The 17,487-nt window shown below is 67.5% G+C and carries 19 protein-coding genes; 9 read left to right on the forward strand and 10 right to left on the reverse strand.

Translation table 11 applies throughout. The features are described from left to right. Positions 1–19 precede the first annotated feature (19 nt). Together ACNO8X_RS18975 and ACNO8X_RS18980 are read left to right on the forward strand one after the other, a co-directional pair. Positions 20–421, forward strand: a complete 402-nt coding sequence (locus tag ACNO8X_RS18975; RefSeq protein WP_418005956.1) for a VOC family protein — start codon at positions 20–22, stop codon at positions 419–421. A 201-nt stretch (positions 422–622) separates the two neighbouring features. Beyond that, positions 623–1,027 carry a histone-like nucleoid-structuring protein Lsr2 gene (locus ACNO8X_RS18980; protein ID WP_071285247.1) on the forward strand — a complete coding sequence of 135 codons (405 nt, stop codon included), beginning with the start codon at positions 623–625 and terminating at the stop codon, positions 1,025–1,027. A gap of 6 nt (positions 1,028–1,033) precedes the next feature. Here the strand turns inward: ACNO8X_RS18980 and ACNO8X_RS18985 are convergent, their stop codons facing one another. Then, positions 1,034–2,230 (reverse strand): winged helix-turn-helix domain-containing protein, encoded by a 1,197-nt coding sequence (locus ACNO8X_RS18985; RefSeq protein WP_418002248.1) that lies wholly within the window; start codon positions 2,228–2,230, stop codon positions 1,034–1,036. Positions 2,231–2,371: 141 nt separating this feature from the next. Here ACNO8X_RS18985 and ACNO8X_RS18990 point away from each other — a divergent pair, with 141 nt between their 5' ends. Continuing rightward, entirely contained in the window at positions 2,372–4,405 is a 2,034-nt protein-coding gene (locus ACNO8X_RS18990; protein WP_418002249.1) for a toprim domain-containing protein, read from the forward strand. A gap of 12 nt (positions 4,406–4,417) precedes the next feature. After that, positions 4,418–6,559: a DNA gyrase subunit A gene (locus tag ACNO8X_RS18995; protein ID WP_418002250.1), complete on the forward strand. Its 2,142-nt coding sequence runs from the start codon at positions 4,418–4,420 to the stop codon at positions 6,557–6,559. Positions 6,560–6,580: 21 nt separating this feature from the next. Here the strand turns inward: ACNO8X_RS18995 and ACNO8X_RS19000 are convergent, their stop codons facing one another. From ACNO8X_RS19000 to ACNO8X_RS19010, 3 genes are all read right to left on the reverse strand, one after another. Continuing rightward, the gene (locus tag ACNO8X_RS19000; RefSeq protein WP_418002251.1) at positions 6,581–7,384 is read right to left on the reverse strand and encodes a transglutaminase-like domain-containing protein; all 804 of its coding nucleotides are present in this window, start codon (positions 7,382–7,384) and stop codon (positions 6,581–6,583) included. Positions 7,385–7,421: 37 nt separating this feature from the next. Beyond that, positions 7,422–7,886, reverse strand: a complete 465-nt coding sequence (locus ACNO8X_RS19005; protein ID WP_418002252.1) for a dihydrofolate reductase — start codon at positions 7,884–7,886, stop codon at positions 7,422–7,424. Between the two features lie 69 nt (positions 7,887–7,955). Then, positions 7,956–8,756: a thymidylate synthase gene (locus ACNO8X_RS19010; RefSeq protein WP_418002253.1), complete on the reverse strand. Its 801-nt coding sequence runs from the start codon at positions 8,754–8,756 to the stop codon at positions 7,956–7,958. Positions 8,757–8,830: 74 nt separating this feature from the next. On the opposite strand from ACNO8X_RS19010, the gene ACNO8X_RS19015 reads away from it, so the two are divergent. Together ACNO8X_RS19015 and ACNO8X_RS19020 are read left to right on the forward strand one after the other, a co-directional pair. After that, a complete protein-coding gene (locus ACNO8X_RS19015) occupies positions 8,831–9,571 on the forward strand; it encodes a dienelactone hydrolase family protein (RefSeq protein WP_418002254.1) in 741 nt (246 codons plus the stop codon). Positions 9,572–9,615: 44 nt separating this feature from the next. Continuing rightward, a complete protein-coding gene (locus ACNO8X_RS19020) occupies positions 9,616–10,533 on the forward strand; it encodes an HpcH/HpaI aldolase/citrate lyase family protein (protein ID WP_043393772.1) in 918 nt (305 codons plus the stop codon). On the opposite strand, the gene ACNO8X_RS19025 is transcribed toward ACNO8X_RS19020, so the two are convergent. The 4 genes from ACNO8X_RS19025 to dapB all read right to left on the reverse strand — a co-directional run bounded on the left by ACNO8X_RS19025 (position 10,527) and on the right by dapB (position 12,814). Next, the gene (locus ACNO8X_RS19025) at positions 10,527–11,006 is read right to left on the reverse strand and encodes a hypothetical protein (RefSeq protein ID WP_418002255.1); all 480 of its coding nucleotides are present in this window, start codon (positions 11,004–11,006) and stop codon (positions 10,527–10,529) included. The two genes, ACNO8X_RS19020 and ACNO8X_RS19025, sit on opposite strands and share 7 nt — an antisense overlap. 146 nt (positions 11,007–11,152) lie before the next feature. After that, positions 11,153–11,602 carry a flavodoxin family protein gene (locus ACNO8X_RS19030; protein ID WP_418002256.1) on the reverse strand — a complete coding sequence of 150 codons (450 nt, stop codon included), beginning with the start codon at positions 11,600–11,602 and terminating at the stop codon, positions 11,153–11,155. Then, entirely contained in the window at positions 11,599–12,069 is a 471-nt protein-coding gene (locus ACNO8X_RS19035) for a hypothetical protein (RefSeq protein WP_418002257.1), read from the reverse strand. Before ACNO8X_RS19035 ends, ACNO8X_RS19030 begins: the two co-directional genes overlap by 4 nt. Positions 12,070–12,079: 10 nt before the next feature. Continuing rightward, positions 12,080–12,814 carry a 4-hydroxy-tetrahydrodipicolinate reductase gene (gene dapB, locus ACNO8X_RS19040; RefSeq protein WP_418002258.1) on the reverse strand — a complete coding sequence of 245 codons (735 nt, stop codon included), beginning with the start codon at positions 12,812–12,814 and terminating at the stop codon, positions 12,080–12,082. A gap of 36 nt (positions 12,815–12,850) precedes the next feature. On the opposite strand from dapB, the gene ACNO8X_RS19045 reads away from it, so the two are divergent. Further along, entirely contained in the window at positions 12,851–13,753 is a 903-nt protein-coding gene (locus ACNO8X_RS19045) for an NAD-dependent epimerase/dehydratase family protein (RefSeq protein WP_418002259.1), read from the forward strand. On the opposite strand, the gene ACNO8X_RS19050 is transcribed toward ACNO8X_RS19045, so the two are convergent. Then, entirely contained in the window at positions 13,754–14,278 is a 525-nt protein-coding gene (locus ACNO8X_RS19050) for an Lrp/AsnC family transcriptional regulator (protein WP_043393762.1), read from the reverse strand. An 89-nt stretch (positions 14,279–14,367) separates the two neighbouring features. Between ACNO8X_RS19050 and ald the strand changes: the two genes are divergently transcribed. Next, positions 14,368–15,474 carry an alanine dehydrogenase gene (gene ald / locus ACNO8X_RS19055; RefSeq protein ID WP_418002260.1) on the forward strand — a complete coding sequence of 369 codons (1,107 nt, stop codon included), beginning with the start codon at positions 14,368–14,370 and terminating at the stop codon, positions 15,472–15,474. Between the two features lie 120 nt (positions 15,475–15,594). Next, a complete protein-coding gene (locus tag ACNO8X_RS19060; protein ID WP_418002261.1) occupies positions 15,595–16,134 on the forward strand; it encodes a DUF4334 domain-containing protein in 540 nt (179 codons plus the stop codon). A 48-nt stretch (positions 16,135–16,182) separates the two neighbouring features. Here ACNO8X_RS19060 and ACNO8X_RS19065 read toward each other — a convergent pair whose 3' ends face one another. After that, positions 16,183–17,469, reverse strand: coding sequence for a M16 family metallopeptidase (locus ACNO8X_RS19065; protein WP_418002262.1), 1,287 nt, complete (start codon positions 17,467–17,469; stop codon positions 16,183–16,185). Positions 17,470–17,487: the final 18 nt, after the last annotated feature.

The following is a 17,487-nucleotide window of genomic DNA, read 5'->3' on the forward strand; positions in this document are numbered from 1 at the left end:
CGCCCGGCATTGGTGTCGGATCGTACTCGGCCATCTCGGCGTCAACGTGCCCGATCTCAGGGCGGCGAAGAATTACTACGACGAATTCATGCCATTGGTAGGTTTTGAGCCATTCATTGCCGCCGACGACGAGTTCGCCTTTCGCCCGGCCGGCGGCAAACCCGGCACCTTCGTGTTTTTCTATCCGTCCACCGAACCCGGCGACCACTCGCGACACCGCACCGGGCTGCAACACCTCGCCTTTATGGTCAAGACCCGGTCCGCGGTCGAGCGCGTCCATCAGTTCGTACAGCGGACCCGCGGCGAGGTGTTGCACAGGCCACAACCGTTCCCGCAATATCCGCCGCCCTACTTCGCGATGTTCTGGCTGGATCCGTTCGGCATGATGCTGGAAGTGGTCTGTCACCACGACCTGGACTGACGGCGCCGATATCCCGTGCAGTGCCGAATCATCTTAGCGCCATGTCGATTACCGCATATTGAGAATTCTCGATGCATAGCCGGATAGCCGTTCAAAAACACCCGAGTCGACCCCGGATTTCCGGCGTCACGACGTCGGGGGTGCCATCGTGAACTTTTGTCGTTACACTTCCGGCCGACCCCCGATAAAAGGAGAACATTCGTGGCCGAGCGCATTGTCGTCCAGCTGGTGGACGATATTAACGGCACTGAGATCACCGACGACTCCGGTGAACGGATTAACTTTTCAGTCCGTGGGGTTGATTACCAGATCGACCTTTCCGCTGCGAACGTGGCGAAATTCGAAAAGGCTTTGGCACCGTATCTGGACGCCGCCACCCGGGTCGGTGGCCGTCGCACCCGGACCCCGAAGGTCGCAGAGCCGAGCAGCCGGTCCGCCAAGGGCGGCGCGTCCCGCGGTCGCGGCAAGAAGGCCGCCGGCAAGGGCCTGACCTCGAAGGACGAGCTCACCGCCATCCGCGAGTGGGCGCAGCAGAACGGCTACGACGTCGCATCCCGCGGCCGCATCAAGGCCGACATCGTCGAGGCGTACCACGCGGCCAACTAGGCCGAGCTAGACCTTCCGGCCCAATTCGGTCACCAGGTCGCCCCGCTCCCCGACGGTCACGTCGCCGACCCCGAGCCAGGTCGCCATCGACCTGAGCTCCGGAACCAGCGCCGCGGCCACTCGGGTGCGGTCCTGGCCGTCTTCGGCGAACGCACCGACGACGTGCAACGCGTCGGCCGTGCGTTTGAGGTCGACCCGCCCCACCAGCTGGCCGTCGAGCAGGAAAGGCCAGACGTAGTAACCGAATTGACGTTTGGCCGCCGGGGTGTAGATCTCGATCCGGTAATGGAAGCCGAACAGCCGCTCGACCCGGGGCCGGAAGAAGATCAGCGGATCGAACGGGCACAGCAGCGCCGTTCCCCGGTCGCGCCGCGGCACCGTCTGCCCGGCGCGCAGGTACGCCGGGGTGCCGTCGACCGTCACGGCCTCCAACTCGCCTTCGGCGACCAGCGCCGCCAGCGCCGGTTTCACCTGGCGCGCACCCAGCCGGAAATAGTCACGGATATCGGCCTCGGTGCCCACGCCCAGCGCCCCGGCCGCCTTGAGCACCAACTGCCGGACCGCCTCGTCGTCGGAGACCTCGCGGGCCAGCACCTCTGCCGGCAGCACCCGTTCGACCAGGTCATAGTGCCGGGCGAAGCCGACCCGGGTGGCGGTGGTGAGCACCCCGGACGACCACAGGGCCTCGGCCACCCACTTGGTGTCGCTGCGCCCCCACCACGGCCCTTTGGCACCGCGGGGCTCGGCCTCGAGGTGGGCCTCGATCTGGCCCGCGGTCGACGGCCCGAGTTCGGCGATGGCGGCGACGATCTTCTCGGCCAACTCACCGTTGCGCTTGACGATTTCGGTGCCCCACCGACCGTGGGTGTACTCGCGCATACGCCAGCGCAGCAGCGGCCAGTCCTCGACCGGCAGCAACGCCGCCTCGTGCGCCCAATATTCGATGAACTGCCGCGGCGACCGCGCATTGTGGCTCCAGGCCAGCGCGTCGAGCGTGTCCCGGTCGTACGCCCCCAGCCTGCTGAACACCGGCGCATAGTGCGCCCGTACGCAGACCGAAACCGAATCCAATTGCAGCACTTGTATTCTGGACATCAAACGTTTCAGGTGCGCACGGGTTACCGGACCGGACGGCTTGGGCTCGTAAAGGCCCTGGGCGGCGACGGCGATGCGACGGGCCTGGACCGTGGTGAGTTCTGCCACTGTCACATCGTGGCGCAGACCACCGACAAACTCGCGCATGGATCTGCAAGGTTGTCGGCTCCACCGCCTACCATTCCTGCGGCACACCCTGTATTGGGGCATCGGGCGCTTCCGGCCCAGCCCTGACGGAAAGGACCAGCAGTGAGCTACAACGCTGCGGACATCACCGAACTCGACGATGTTCAGCACACCCGGCTGCGACCGGCGGTCAACCTGGGCCTGGACGTGCTCAACACCGCCTTGCGCGAGCTGGTGGACAACGCGGTCGAAGAGGTCGCCGACCCCAGCCACGGCGGGTCGACCGTCACCATCACCCTGCATGCCGACGGATCGGTCAGCGTCGCCGACGACGGCCGCGGCCTGCCCATCGACTCCGACCCGGTGACCGGCAAGAACGGCATCGTCAAGACCCTCGGGACGGCCCGGGCCGGTGGCAAGTTCTCCGCCCACACCGACGCCACCAGCACCGGGGCCGGCCTCAACGGCATCGGTGCCGCCGCCGCGGTGTTCATCTCCGCCCGCACCGATGTCACCGTGCGCCGCGCCGGCAAGACCTATCTGCAGAGCTTCGGCCACGGCTACCCCGGCACCTTCGAGGGCAAGGAATTCGATCCGAACGCCGAGTTCACCCGGGCCGACAACCAGAAACTGCGCGGCGCGGGCAACCGCAAACCCGACGCCCACGGCACCACCGTGCGCATCCTGTTCGACCCGGCCGTCGTGCCGGACGCCGGCGTGGACATCGCCGAGGTCCTGCTGCGCGCGCACGCCGCGGCCCGGATGTGCCCCGGTGTCCACCTGTTGGTCGTCGACGAGGGCTGGCCCGGCGAGGAGGTCCCGCCCGCACTGCTGCAGCCGTTCGACGGCCCCTGGGGCACCGAGGCGCTGCTCGACCTCATGTGCACCTCCGCGGGCACTCCGCTGCCCGCGGTCCGCGCCGTCGTGGAGGGCCGCGGTGAGTACACCACCGGGCGCGGCCCCACGCCGTTCCGCTGGTCGCTGACCGCCGGGCCGGCCGAACCGGCCACCGTGGCCGCGTTCTGCAACACCGTGCGCACCCCCGGTGGCGGGTCGCACCTGACCGCCGCGATCAAGGGCCTGTCCGAAGCCCTGGCCGATCGCGCGTCCCGGATCCGGGACCTGGGTCTGGCCAAGGGTGAGGACGGCCCAGAGCCTCAGGACTTCGCCGCGGTCACCGCGTTGGCCGTCGACACCCGCGCGCCGGACGTGGGCTGGGACTCGCAGGCCAAGACGGCGGTCTCATCGCGCTCGCTGAACGTCGCAATGGCCCCGGATGTGGCGCGCAGCGTCAACGTCTGGGCCGCGAACCCCGCCAACGCCGACACCGTGTCGCTGTGGACCCGCCTGGCGCTGGAGTCGGCCCGGGCGCGCCGCAGCGCCGAGGGCGCGAAGGCGCGGTCCCGCGCAGCGTCGAAAGCCAAGGGGCTGGGCACGAACCTGTCGCTGCCGCCGAAGCTGCTGCCCAGCCGCGAGACCGGCCGTGGGTCGGGCGCCGAACTGTTCCTGTGTGAGGGCGATTCCGCGCTGGGCACCATCAAGGCGGCGCGCGACGCCACCTTCCAGGCGGCCTTCCCGCTGAAAGGCAAGCCGCCCAACGTCTACGGGTTCACGGTGAACAAGGCCCGGGTCAAGGACGAGTTCGATTCCATCGAGCGCATCCTGGGCTGCGGTGTGCGCGACAACTGTGACCCCGAGCAGTGCCGCTACGACCGGATTCTGTTCGCGTCCGACGCCGACCCCGACGGCGGCAACATCAACTCGAGCCTGATCTCGATGTTCCTGGACTTCTACCGCCCGCTCGTCGCGGCCGGCATGGTCTACGTGACGCTGCCGCCGCTGTTCGTCGTCAAGGATGGTCAGGAGCGCATCTATTGCCAGGACGAATCCGAGCGGGACACCGCCGTCGCCGAGTTGAAGGCCAGGTCCAAGCGCCGCGTGGAAGTGCAGCGCAACAAGGGTCTCGGTGAGATGGACGCCGACGACTTCTGGAACACCGTGCTGGATCCGGAGCGGCGCACCGTGATTCGGGTGCACCTCGACGACAGTGAGAAAAAGTTGCACCACACCCTGTTCGGCGGGCCGCCCGAGGGCCGGCGCAGCTGGATGGCCGAAGTGGCCGCCGTCGTCGACACCCTTGCGCTGGACCTGGACTAGAAGGACTCGACCGTGACCTCCCCCCTCGACCTTCCCGAGCAGAATCCGGACCTGGTCCTCGACCAGAGCGCCGACGATTACTGGAACCACTACCAGCTGACGTTCGCGCTCTACAGCGTCAGCGACCGCGCCATCCCGTCGGCGTTCGACGGCCTCAAGCCCGGCCAGCGCCGGCTGCTGTACCAGATGCACGACTCGAACTTGCTGCCCGGCAACAAGCCGCAGAAGTCATCGAAGGTCTGCTCGGCCGTGACCGGCAACCTGCACCCGCATGGCGGCGCGTCGATGTACGGCGCCGCGGCGCTGATGGCCGCCGAGTTCCAGCGCGTGAAAGTCATTGACGGACAGGGCGCTTTCCCGCGCATCCAGGGCGACATCCCCGCTGCCGACCGGTACACCGAGATGCGGCTGTCGGCGCCCGGTGCGGCGCTGACCGCCGAACTCGACGACCACGCGGTCCCGATGGTGCGAACCTTCGACGGGGAGTGGATCGAGCCCACGATGCTGCCGGCCCAGTGGCCGGTGTTGCTCTGCAACGGCGCCGTGGGCATCGCCGAAGGCTGGGCCACCAAGGTGCCGGCGCACAATCCGCGCGAGATCATGGCGGCCTGCCGGGCGCTGCTGAAGACCCCGAACATGACCGACGATCGGCTCGCCAAGCTGATCCCGGGTCCGGACTGGGGCTGCGGGTCGACGGTGGTCGGCAGCGCCGGTCTGCGCGAGTACCTCACCACCGGCCGGGGTGCGCTCACGGTGCGCGGCACCTTGTCGGTCGACGGCAAGAACATCGTCATCACCGAGCTGCCGCCCGGTGTCGCGAGCAACACTGTGCAGGACCGGATTCGGGCGCTGGTCGAGTCCGGCGAGCTGGCCGGTGTCGCCGACATGTCCGACCTGACCGACCGTCGCAACGGGCTGCGCATCGTCGTCACCGCCAAACGTGGCCACGCCGCCGAAACCATCCGCGACCAGCTGCTCGCGTTGACTCCGCTCGAGTCGACCTTCGCCGCCAGCCTGGTCGCGCTCGACGAGGATCGGGTGCCGCGCTGGTGGACGGTGCGCGAGCTGATCGGCGCATTCCTGCACCTGCGCGACTCCGTGGTGCTGCACCGCAGCCAGTATCGGCTGGAGAAGGTCACCGCCCGTAGGCATCTGGTGTCCGGGTTGATGAAGATCCATCTGGACATCGACGCCGCTGTCGCGGTCATTCGCGGCTCGGACACCGTGGACGACGCCCGGCGGGGGCTGCAGGAACGGTTCAGCATCGATGAGGAGCAGGCCAATTACGTGCTGGCACTGCAGCTTCGGCGGCTGACGAAGCTCGACGTCATCGAGCTGCAGGCCGAAGCGGACAAGCTGGACGCGGAATTCGCCGAACTGACCGAGCTGGTGTCGAACCCGGATGCCCGGCGCGTGGTGATCGACAACGAACTGAAGGAGACGACGAAGCTGTTCGCCGGACCCGAATTCGACCGCCGGACCGTCCTCGATCTCGAGGGCGTCCCGACGGCATCGGGCTCCGACGAGGATGGCACCCGCGAACGAAAGGTCAACGCCAACTGGCGTCTTGACGATCGTGGCGTGTTCTCCGACACCCACGGCGACCTGCTCACCGCGGGCCTGGGGTGGGCGGTGTGGACCGACGGGCGCGTCAAGTTCACCAACGGCAACGGCCTGCCGTTCAAGACCCGCGACATCCCGGTGGCCCCGGACATCACCGGGCTGCTGCGCTCGGGTGTGCTGACGCCCGGCTACCACCTGGCGCTGGTAACGCGCCGTGGCAAGGTTCTGCGGATCGATCCCGCCTCGGTGAATCCGCAAGGCGCGGCAGGCAATGGCGTCGCCGGCGTGAAACTGACGGGCGAGGGCGATGAGGTCATCGCCGCCCTGCCGATCACGTGCGGGAACGGCGAGGCGATCCTGTCGACGTCCGAAAAGGGTTGGAAGGTAACCGAAGTCGCAGACATCCCGGTCAAGGGCCGCGGTGGCGCCGGCGTCGGGTTCCACCCGTTCGTCGGTGGCGAGAGCATTCTCGTTACGGCGGTAGTCTCCCCCACCGGGTTTGTGCGCAATGGGAGGGCCGTGCGCGCCGAGAAACGCGCGAAGGCGTCGGTGAAGGGATCGGGTTCGGACGTGTCGCCCGCGGGAGAGTAACCCGCGGGCTTGGCCGACCGGTCAGGTGATCGATACCAGGTCGTGGACCGAGTCGATGGGCAGATCGGTATCCGTGACGGCGGTGACCGCGACACGGTTCAGGTTGATGGCACCGTTGTGGTTGTCCAAGAAGGCGATATCAGCGGCGTCGCGTCCGGTCGCGACGCGCACCATGGATTGTCGTGGAGCCAGTCCGGTCGCGTCGACGACACGCCATTGACCGTCGACGAGCGCTTCGGCGACGGAGTGGAAGTCCATGGGAACACACCCGGGCGCATACACGGCCACCAGGCGAGCCGGGACTTTCGCGGCACGCAGCAGCGCTACGACCAAATGGGCGTAGTCCCGACAAACTCCTCGTCCGGCCAGCAGGGTATCGACGGCGCCGTCGATGGGATCACTGGAGCCGGGGACGTACTTCAGCCGGTAACCAACCCAGTAGCAGATCTTCTCCAACAGGGTTGCGGCGTCCGAATACTGGCCGAATTCTGCGGCGGCGAAGCCGTAGAGCCTGTCCGCTTCGGCGTACCGACTGGGCCGCAGATACATCGTCCTGTCGTAGTCCGTGACCGGAGCCGGGTCGCAGTGCCCGTCGATCGTCGCCGAGTAGTGGACGCTGAGGTTGCCAGGGGCCGCATCGAAGGTATGAATGCGGGTTCCGTGCGCCCCGCATATCTCGCGGGGCTGTATTGCGTTGCCGTTCAACACAAATGACATCGACTCCGCGACCGTGGCGCCCGGGTGTGGAGCGACCGCGATCTGAAACTCCAGCGTGGTCGGTTCGGTCACCTCGACGTCGAGCTCAGCACTCACCTGTCGCTTCATGCCACAGATGATGCCAGTACGCGCGGAGGCCGGCAGGCTACGGCCGGCGCTGGTAGCTGCAGAACCGGTACCGCAAGCCGGTCTTGCTGGTCAGCCACTCCCCGTGCGTGACGGTCCAGCTGTCGTCCATGGTCGGCGCGAACGCGTCACCGTCGGGCACGTCGACATCGATCTCGGTGACCTCGCACCGCGTCGCGGACGGCAACGTCAGCGCGTACAGCTGCGCCCCGCCGATGACCCAGCCGTCGACCTCAGCGGGCAACGACGTGACGACCTCGGCGCCCTCGGCGACGTACCCGGCGTCCCGGCTGACGACGATGTTCCGGCGCCCGGGCAGTGGCCGGAACCTGGCCGGCAGCGACTCCCAGGTGAGCCTGCCCATCACGACCGTCTGCCCGAGCGTCAGCTCCTTGAAGTGGGCCATGTCCTCGGGCAGCTGCCAGGGGATGTCATTGCCGCGGCCGATGACGCCGCCGTTGCCCTGGGCCCAGATCAGCTTCATGGCATCGGCCGAACGTGAAGTTGTTCGCGAAATTCGGCCGAAAACTCACCATCTACTTCACGTTCGAGGTCAGACCGCAACGGGAGCCTTGATCGCCGGGTGCGGGTCGTAGTTGACGATCGCGATGTCTTCGTACTCGTAGTCGAAGATCGAATCCCGGGGCGCCAGAACCAGTTCCGGGTACGGGCGGGGCTCGCGGGACAGCTGCAGCTGCACCTGCTCGACGTGGTTGTCGTAGATGTGGCAGTCACCGCCGGTCCAGACGAACTCGCCGACCTCGAGGCCGGCCTGGGCGGCCATCATGTGCGTCAGCAGCGCGTACGAGGCGATGTTGAACGGCACGCCGAGGAACAGGTCGGCGCTGCGCTGGTACAGCTGGCAGCTCAGCTTGCCGTCGGCGACGTAGAACTGGAACAGCGCGTGGCACGGCGGCAGGGCCATCTGGGCGATCTCGCCGACGTTCCAGGCCGAGACGATGTTCCGTCGGCTGTCCGGGTTGGTCTTGAGCATCTCGAGCGCCGCGCTGATCTGGTCGACATGCTCGCCCGACGGCGTCGGCCAGGATCGCCACTGCACGCCGTACACGGGCCCGAGTTCGCCTGTCTCCGAAGCCCATTCGTCCCAGATGGTGACGCCGCGCTCCTGCAGCCACCGCACATTCGAGTCGCCGCGCAGGAACCACAGCAGCTCATAGATCACCGATTTGGTGTGCACCTTCTTGGTGGTCAACAACGGGAAGCCGGCCGCCAGGTCGTAGCGCAGCTGGTGGCCGAACAGGCTACGGGTGCCGGTCCCGGTGCGATCGGATTTCGGCGTGCCCTGCTCGAGCACCAGGCGCAGCAGGTCTTCATAGGGAGTCGGCACAGCCACGCTGCCAGCTTACGTGCGGCACCCCCGGAGTAGAACTTTAAGGGGCTAGCGAAGCGACGGGAGAGGGACCGGACATGCCAATCACCAAGGACTCGATTTTGACCGCCGACGGCAGCTGCGCCGTCACCGTCGCAACCCCCGAGGGCACCGGTCCGTGGCCCGCAGTGGTCATGTACCCGGATGCGGGCGGCCCGCGGCAGACCTTCGACGACATGGCCGCGCGCCTGGCCGCACTGGGCTACGTGGTGCTGGTGCCGGACATCTACTACCGCGACGCCGGGTGGGCGCCGTTCGACATGGCCACCGCGTTTTCCGACGAGACCGAGCGGGCGCGGCTGTTCGGGATGATGCGCAAGGTCACGCAGGACATCATGGCCGCGGATGCGGCGGCATTCTTCGACTATCTGGCCGGCCGGCCCGAGGTCAGCGGCGACAAGTTCGGTACCACCGGCTACTGCATGGGCGGTCGGACGTCGGTCGTCATCGCCGGCAAGCTGCCCGGCCGGGTCGCCGCGGCGATGTCGTTCCACGGCGGCGGACTCGTCACCGACACCGACGACAGCCCGCACCTGAATGCCGGCCGCATCAGCGCGGTCGTCTACGTGGGCGCCGCCGAGAACGACGGGTCCTTCACCGCCGAGCAGGGCGAGATTCTGGACCGCGCGCTGACCGACGCGGGCGTCGAGCACACCGTCGAGTTCTACCCCGCCGCGCACGGTTTCGCGGTGCCCGACAACGCCGGCGCCTACGACGAGGCCGCGGCGCAGCGGCACTGGGATGCCATGGAGCGGGTGTTCGGTGCGGCGCTGAAGTAACCCCCGGAGCTGGCCCAGCTCCCGCCGTGCGGGACGATTGACGTGTGTATGACCAGCCCAGCACCTACGAACCCGACGCCAACGAGCACGGATCCCGACTGGACCCCGTACTCGCGCGCAGCTGGCTGCTGGTCAACGGAGCGCAGTTCGACCGCTTCTCGCCGGCCACCCGGTCCCCCGCGGACATCGTCATCGTCGACATCGAGGACGCGGTAGCGCCCAAGGACAAAGACTCGGCGCGCGACAACGCGGCGCGCTGGCTCGGCGAGGGCAACACCGACTGGGTCCGCGTCAACGGGTTCGGCACCCCGTGGTGGGCCGATGACCTCGAGATGCTGTCGAAGACGTCGGTGGGCGGCATCATGCTGGCGATGGTCGAGTCCGTCGACCACGTCACCGAGACGGCCAAGCGGCTGCCCAACGTGCCGATCGTCGCGCTCGTCGAGACCGCCCGCGGCCTCGAGCGCATCACCGAGATCGCGTCGGCCAAGGGCACGTTCCGGCTGGCGTTCGGTATCGGTGACTTCCGCCGCGACACCGGCTTCGGCGACAACCCGGCGACGCTGGCCTACGCCCGCTCGCGGTTCACCATCGCGGCCAAGGCGGCACATCTGCCCGGCGCCATCGACGGCCCGACCATCGGGTCCAGCAGCCGCAAGCTCAGCGAGGCCACCGCGGTGTCCATCGAGTTCGGTATGACCGGCAAGATCTGCCTGACCCCCGAGCAGTGCGGAACGGTCAACGAGGGCCTGTCCCCGTCACTGGATGAAATCGCTTGGGCACAGGAGTTTTTCGCGGAGTTCGAGCGCGACGGCGGCGAAATCCGCAACGGCTCGGACCTGCCGCGTATCGCCCGCGCCAACAAGATCCTCGACCTGGCGAAGGCGTACGGCATTCACCCGTCGATGTTCGGCGACGACCCGGACCACGTGTCGGCGCCGTCGGACACCTACCACTACTGAGCGGCGTCCCCGGCCTTCTTCTTGCGACGCAGCACCGACGAAAACGCCCGGATGATGCCGCGTAGCGCGTACCAACCGGCCAGTGCGGTGAAGACGATCAGCGCGATGAACATCGGCAGCCAACCGGTGCGGGAGTGCTTCAGGTTCCACCAGATGATGGTGAACAGCACAGCCAGGATGAAGACCAGGATGTCGCGCAGCCGGCCCTCGCGGTTGAACGCGTAACCGATCGCCGTCGACTTGAGCTCGCGGCTGCGGTCGACGGCGGTGATCAGCTCGTCGATCCGCATGTCGATCGTTCGTTGCAACTCGGCGCGCCGCTCGGTCTGCTCGGCCGGGATGCGGTCCAGCAGGTCCATGTCGGCCTTGATCGCGGCGCGCACGTCCGGTGGCTTGAGGTTGCCCGCGACGGCTCCGAGCAGCGCACCTCCGGCCAGCGGCGCGGCTCCCAACGCCAGATCCGCGATTCCCATGGTCGGCTCCTCACCTGTCGACGCAAACGTCAATCACCATACGAGGTTTCCACAGTTGATCCTGTAGCCAGGCCGCATTTGTTCGAGTGAGGTGCGCCGTGACGTCAGGGTCAACGGATCTGTGCAGCCCTCGACCTCGGTCTGGCTCAGCCCATCAACGTCGCCGCAACCGTCGCACCCAGGTTCCAGCACGCCTCCAGGTCGGCCTTGCTCGGCTTGCCCGAAACCACCACGTACTCAGCCGCTTTCACCCAGCCCAGCCCGGTGGTGATCGACGTGACGGCCTTCTCGGCGCCTTCGGTACCCTCGTTGCCGTGCAGCCAGAGGCCGAACGGGCGGCCGCGCGTCGCGTCCAGGCACGGGTAGTAGATCTGGTCGAACGCGTGCTTCAAGGCGCCCGACATGTAGCCCAGATTCGCGGGTGAGCCCAGCAGGTAGCCGTCGGCGTCCAGTACGTCGGCAGCCGACAGCGTCAGCGCCGGTCGGCGCACCACGTCGACGCCCTCGATCTCGGGATCAGTTGCTCCGGCGAGCACCGCCTCGAACATCTCCTGACAGTTCGGAGACGGAGTGTGGTGCACGACAAGGAGTTTCATCGTGAGGCTTGTTCCAGTCGGACGGCTTTGCGGATGGTCTCGCGGGCCCGGGTCCGGTCCCCCGCGTAGTCGTAGGCGCGGGCCAGCCGGTACCAGCCGCGCCAATCATCAGGCGCGGCCTCGACCTCGTCCCGCACGGACTCGAACAGCGCATCGGCGGCGTCGCGCTCGATGCGACCCGACGGGCGCTTGGGCAGGTCACTGATGTCGAGCTCGACGCCTTCGTCGTGAGCCAGCCTGGCCAGCCGCTGGTGTGCGAAACCGGCCCGCAGTGTGGCGACCATGGCCCACAGGCCGATCAGCGGCAGCACGAAGATGCCGATGCCGAGCCCGATCGCCGCGGCTTCGCCGGACTGCATGAGGATGACACCGGAGCGCCCGAGCATCACGAAGTAGACCACCAGCGCCAGGCACAGGAATGCGACCACCAGCTGGATACGGAATACCTGCGAGCTCGGTTTGGTCATCACCGGCCCGTCACAGCCCCATCAGGGTTTCGATGCCGATGGTCAGCCCGGGGTACTTGGCGACCTCGCGAACACCGAGCAACACACCGGGCACGAACGACGTGCGGTCGATGCTGTCGTGCCGGATGGTCAGCGTTTCTCCCTGGGTGCCGAACAGCACTTCCTGGTGCGCCACCAGGCCACGCAGCCGCACCGAGTGCACGGGGATGCCGTCGACGTCCGCGCCACGTGCGCCCTCCAGGCCGGTGCTGGTGGCATCGGGGTTGGGCGGCAAGCCCTTTCGCGCCTCAGCGATCAGCTGCGCGGTGCGGGTAGCGGTGCCCGACGGAGCGTCGGCCTTGTAGGGGTGGTGCAGCTCGACGACCTCGACCGACTCGAAGAACGGGGCGGCCTGCTTGGCGAAGTGCATGGACAGCACCGCGCCGATGGCGAAGTTCGGGGCGATCAGCACCGCGACGCCGGGCTTGGCGGCAACCCACTCGCGAACCTGGGCGAGGCGCTCCTCGGTGAAGCCGGTGGTCCCGACGACGGCGTGAATGCCGTTGTCGATGAGGTACTTCAGGTTGCCCATCACGACGTCCGGGTGGGTGAAGTCGACGACGACCTCGGTGCCGCTGTCGGTGAACAGGCTCAACTCGTCACCGGCGTCGACGCCGACGGTGAACGTCAGGTCATCGGCGGCTTCCACGCCCTCGACGATGGTTGCACCGACTTTGCCCTTGGCACCCAGAACTCCGACTCGCATGAGGTCAACCCTAGCGGCCGCCCTACTATCGGCCCCATGCGCGGCGCCAAGATCCTCATCACCGGAGTCACCGGCCAAGTGGCCACCCCGATCGCCACAGCCCTGGCGGTCGACAACGAGGTATGGGGTGTCGCCCGGTTCAACGACCCACGCTCCCGAGAGGCCCTGGAGCAGGCCGGGGTCCGCTGCGCGGCGGTCAACCTCGCAGTCGGTGACTTCAGCGCGCTGCCATCCGATTTTGACTACGTGATCAACCTGGCGGTGGCCAAGACCGGCCGATGGGACAAGGACCTGGCCGCCAACGCAGAGTCCGTGGGCCTGCTGATGGCGCACTGCCGCAAGGCGAAAGCGTTCCTGCACACGTCGTCGGCCGCGGTGTACGACCCGCCCGACGACGAGCCGCGCACCGAGTCAGCCGCGCTGGGCGACAACCACAAGCACCTGTTCCCCACCTACTCGATCTCCAAGATCGCGGGCGAGACGGTCGTGCGCACCATGTCCCGCGCTCTCGGCCTGCCCGCGGTGATCGCCCGGTTCAACGTCCCCTACGGCGACAACGGTGGCTGGCCGTACTACCAGATGGAGATGATCCTGGCGGGCATCCCGATCCAGGTACCGCCGGGCGGCCCGGCCCGCTACAACCCGATCCACGAAGACGACATCCTGGCGACGCTGCCCAAGCTGCTGGACGCGGCGTCGGTGCCCGCCACCACGGTGAACTGGTGCGGCGATCAGACCGTGAGCCTGCAGGAATGGTGTGCCTACATCGGCGAACTCGTCGGCCGCGAACCGGTGTTCACCGAAGACCCGAATGCGCTGCGCGGCGGCCCGACGGACACCACGCGCATGCACGAACTGATCGGCGGCACCTCGGTGGACTGGCGCGACGGCATCCGCCGGCTGGTGACCAAGTTCCACCCGGAACTGGTCAGCACCTAGTCACAGCGGCGAGGCGCCACGCAGGTGCTCGAAGATCAGCGAGGTCTGGGTGCCTGCCACGTCGGCGTCGGCGTTGAGGTGCTCCACCACGAACGCGCGCAGGTGCGCGGTGTCGCGGGCCGCGACGTGCAGGATGAAATCGTCGGCGCCGGCCAGGAAGTAGACGTCCATCACCTGCGGCAGCCTGCACATGTGGGCAATGAAGTCGCGAATACGTGCGCGGGCACCTGATTGCAGGCTCACCGAGATCATCGCCTGCAGGCCCAACCCGAGGGCGGCGGGGTCGATGTCGGCGTGGAAACCGCGGATCACCCCGAGCTCCTGCAACCGCCGAACCCGGCCGTGGCAGGTCGACGCGGCGATCCCGACCAGCTCGGCAAGTGCGCTGTTGGGCATGCGCGCATCGGCGTGCAGAGCGGTCACGATCTGGCGGTCCACGTCATCGAGTTCGACGGGCTGAACATCCTTCGGCCGGGAGGCCGCTGGAACCTCGGATTTCGAAGATCGTTCAGAAGTAGGCGCCATGTTGAGAATTATAATCACAGATATTGCAGGTCAGCCGACGTTTATTCACACTTGGGACATCACCTGATCCGCCCCGAGGAGAACCCCAGATGCACGTCGGTATCCCGACCGAAATCAAGAACAACGAGTACCGGGTGGCCATCACCCCGGCCGGCGTCGCCGAACTGGTCAAGCACGGCCATGAGGTGCTGATCCAGGCAGGAGCCGGCGAAGGCTCTGCGATCGCGGACAACGACTTCAAGGCCGCCGGCGCACAGATCGTCACCACCGCAGACCAGGTCTGGGCCGAGTCCGATCTGCTCCTCAAGGTCAAGGAGCCGATCGCCGCCGAGTACCACCGCATGCGCAAGGGCCAGACCCTGTTCACCTACCTGCACCTGGCCGCCTCGCGCGAATGCACCGACGCCCTGCTGGCGTCCGGCACCACCTCGATCGCCTACGAAACCGTCCAGACAGCCGACGGCCGCCTGCCCTTGCTCGCCCCGATGAGCGAGGTGGCAGGCAGGCTGTCGGCCCAGGTCGGCGCCTACCACCTGATGCGCAGCCACGGCGGCCGCGGCGTCCTGATGGGCGGCGTGCCGAGCGTTGCCCCCGCCAACGTCGTCGTCATCGGCGGCGGCACCGCGGGCTTCCACGCCGCACAGATCGCCAGCGGCATGGGCGCACACGTCACGGTCTTCGACGTCAACCTGGACACCCTGCGTCGGATCGACGCCGAGTTCAACGGGCGAATCCACACCCGGTACTCCTCGAGCCTGGACCTGGAAGACGCCGTCAAGCAGGCCGACCTGGTCATCGGCGCGGTGCTGATCCCGGGCGCCAAGGCCCCGAAACTCGTCACCAATTCGACTGTGGCCCACATGAAGTCGGGCTCCGTTCTGGTCGACATCGCGATCGATCAGGGCGGCTGCTTCGAGGACTCGAAGCCCACCACCCACGACGACCCGACCTTCGCCGTGCACGACTCGGTCTTCTACTGCGTGGCCAACATGCCCGGCGCCGTGCCGCGCACGTCGACCTACGCACTGACCAACGCGACCCTGCCGTACGTGCTCAAGCTCGCCGACCAGGGTTGGCAGGCGGCGTGCCGCGGCGACGCCGCGCTGGCCAAGGGCCTGTCGACGCACGATGGTCAGCTGCTGTGCGGCCAGGTCGCCGCGGACCTGGGTCTGCCGCTCGGCGACGTCGTGCTCTGACGCCCTGACACCCGAAGCTCGATACCCATCGCCCGACCGGCGCGCCTTCGCGTCGGCCGGGCGATGACTTTCACCCGGACCGGCACTGGATTTTTGACACGTGTCAAGTATCGTCGTGACATGCTCTTGCAGGAACTACTACCCACACCGCCGACGACGACGGCCGCGGCCCTCGAGATCTTCGACGCCGCGCCGGCCGTCGAACCCGACTTCATGATCGGCACCTGGCACGGCGCGGAAGTGCCCACCGGGCACCCGATGGACGGGCTGCTGGAAACCAGCGGCTGGTGGGGCAAGCAGTTCGTCGACGCCGAGACCGTGCATCCGCTGCTGTTCCCGGATGCCTCAGGTCAAACGTTGTGGCCACTCAATCCGGCGCTCGCCTTCGCCGGCCTCGGCCTGGTGACCAAAGTGCCGCTGCTACAACGAATTCCGGCCGCCAAGCCCATCGCTGCCCTGCGTCCGGTGCTGCAGGCCCGCTCGGCCAAGGCGCGGCTGCGCACCACGCGGTACCGCGGAGTCGACACCGCGACAATGGTTTACGACCAGCTGCCGATCAACGATGTCTTCCGCAAGCTGTCCGACGACGCGGTACTGGGGGCCATGGACTTCCGCGGCGAATCACAGCCGTACTTCTTCGTGCTGCGCCGGGAAGGGTGATTTGTGCACGAAAATCCGCGGTTCGCGCGGATTTTCGTGCACAAGTCGCTAGCCGATGGAGCGCAGCTGCTTCGGCAGTGAGCGCTTCGACCGGTGCGGGCCGAGCACCGCGGCGCCGAAGGGCCGCGTCAGCAGTTCGCGCGCAACGGTATTGACCTCTTCGAGCGTCACCGCTTCGATCGACGCGAGGGTGTCCGAGATCGACTTGTGGTTGCCGTAGTTCAACTCGGCACGGCCGATACGGTGCATCCGGGAACCGGAATCCTCCAGGCCCAGCACCAGACCGCCACGCATCGAGCCCTTGGCGATGCGCAACTCGTCGGCAGTGATGCCTTCGCGCGCAACATCTTCCAGCACGTCGGTGGTCACGCGGACCACCTCCTCGAAGCGGTCGGGCAGGCACGCCGAATACACCGACAGCGCACCGGCGTCGGAGAACGTGTCGATCGTTGAGTACACCGAGTAGGCCAGCCCGCGGTTCTCCCGGATCTGTTGGAACAGCCGGGAACTCAGCCCGCCACCGAGTGCGGTGTTGAGCACCGACAGCGCCCACCGGTGCTCCCAGTTGCGGCCCGGCGTGCGCACACCGAGGTACATGTGCGCCTGCTCGGAGTCACGCTTGACGAACTGCAGCGTCGGCGTGCCGGGCACGCGGCCGGCACCCTTGCGCGGCGGCACCGGCTTGCGGCCACGCACGAGGTGCGGCCGAAAGTGCCTGCGCACCAACGACACCACCTGGTCGTGGTCGATGTTTCCGGCGACCGCGACCACCATCCGGTCCGGCGTGTACCGGCGGACGTGGAACGAGTGCAGCTGGTTCCGGGTCATCGACGCGATCGATTCGACACTGCCGATCACCGGCCGGCCCACGGGATGCGAGCCGAACATCGACCCGAGGAAGACATCCGCGAGGGTGTCCTCGGGGTCGTCGTCGCGCATGGCGATCTCTTCGAGCACCACGTCGCGCTCCAGCTCGACATCCGCTGCGGCACAACGGCCATTGAGCACGACGTCGGACACCAGGTCGATGGCCAGTTCGAGGTCACTGTCCAGCACGTGCGCGTAGTAGCAAGTGTGCTCACGCGCGGTGAAGGCGTTCAATTCCCCACCGACGGCATCCATGGCCTGCGCGATCTCGACGGCCGTGCGCGTCGGGGTCGACTTGAACAGCAGGTGTTCCAGGAAGTGCGCCGCGCCGGCCACACTCGGCCCTTCGTCGCGCGAGCCGACGTTGACCCACACTCCGATGGATGCCGAATGAACGTGCGGCAGGTGTTCGGTGACGACGCGCAGCCCGCCGGGGAGATTGGTCTTGCGCACAGCGGCCGGGGCCATAAGCGATGTCTCAGAGGA

Origin of the sequence: Mycobacterium sp. PDNC021 (genome assembly GCF_048282635.1) — a bacterium.
Taxonomy (GTDB): Bacteria; Actinomycetota; Actinomycetes; order Mycobacteriales; family Mycobacteriaceae; genus Mycobacterium; species Mycobacterium llatzerense.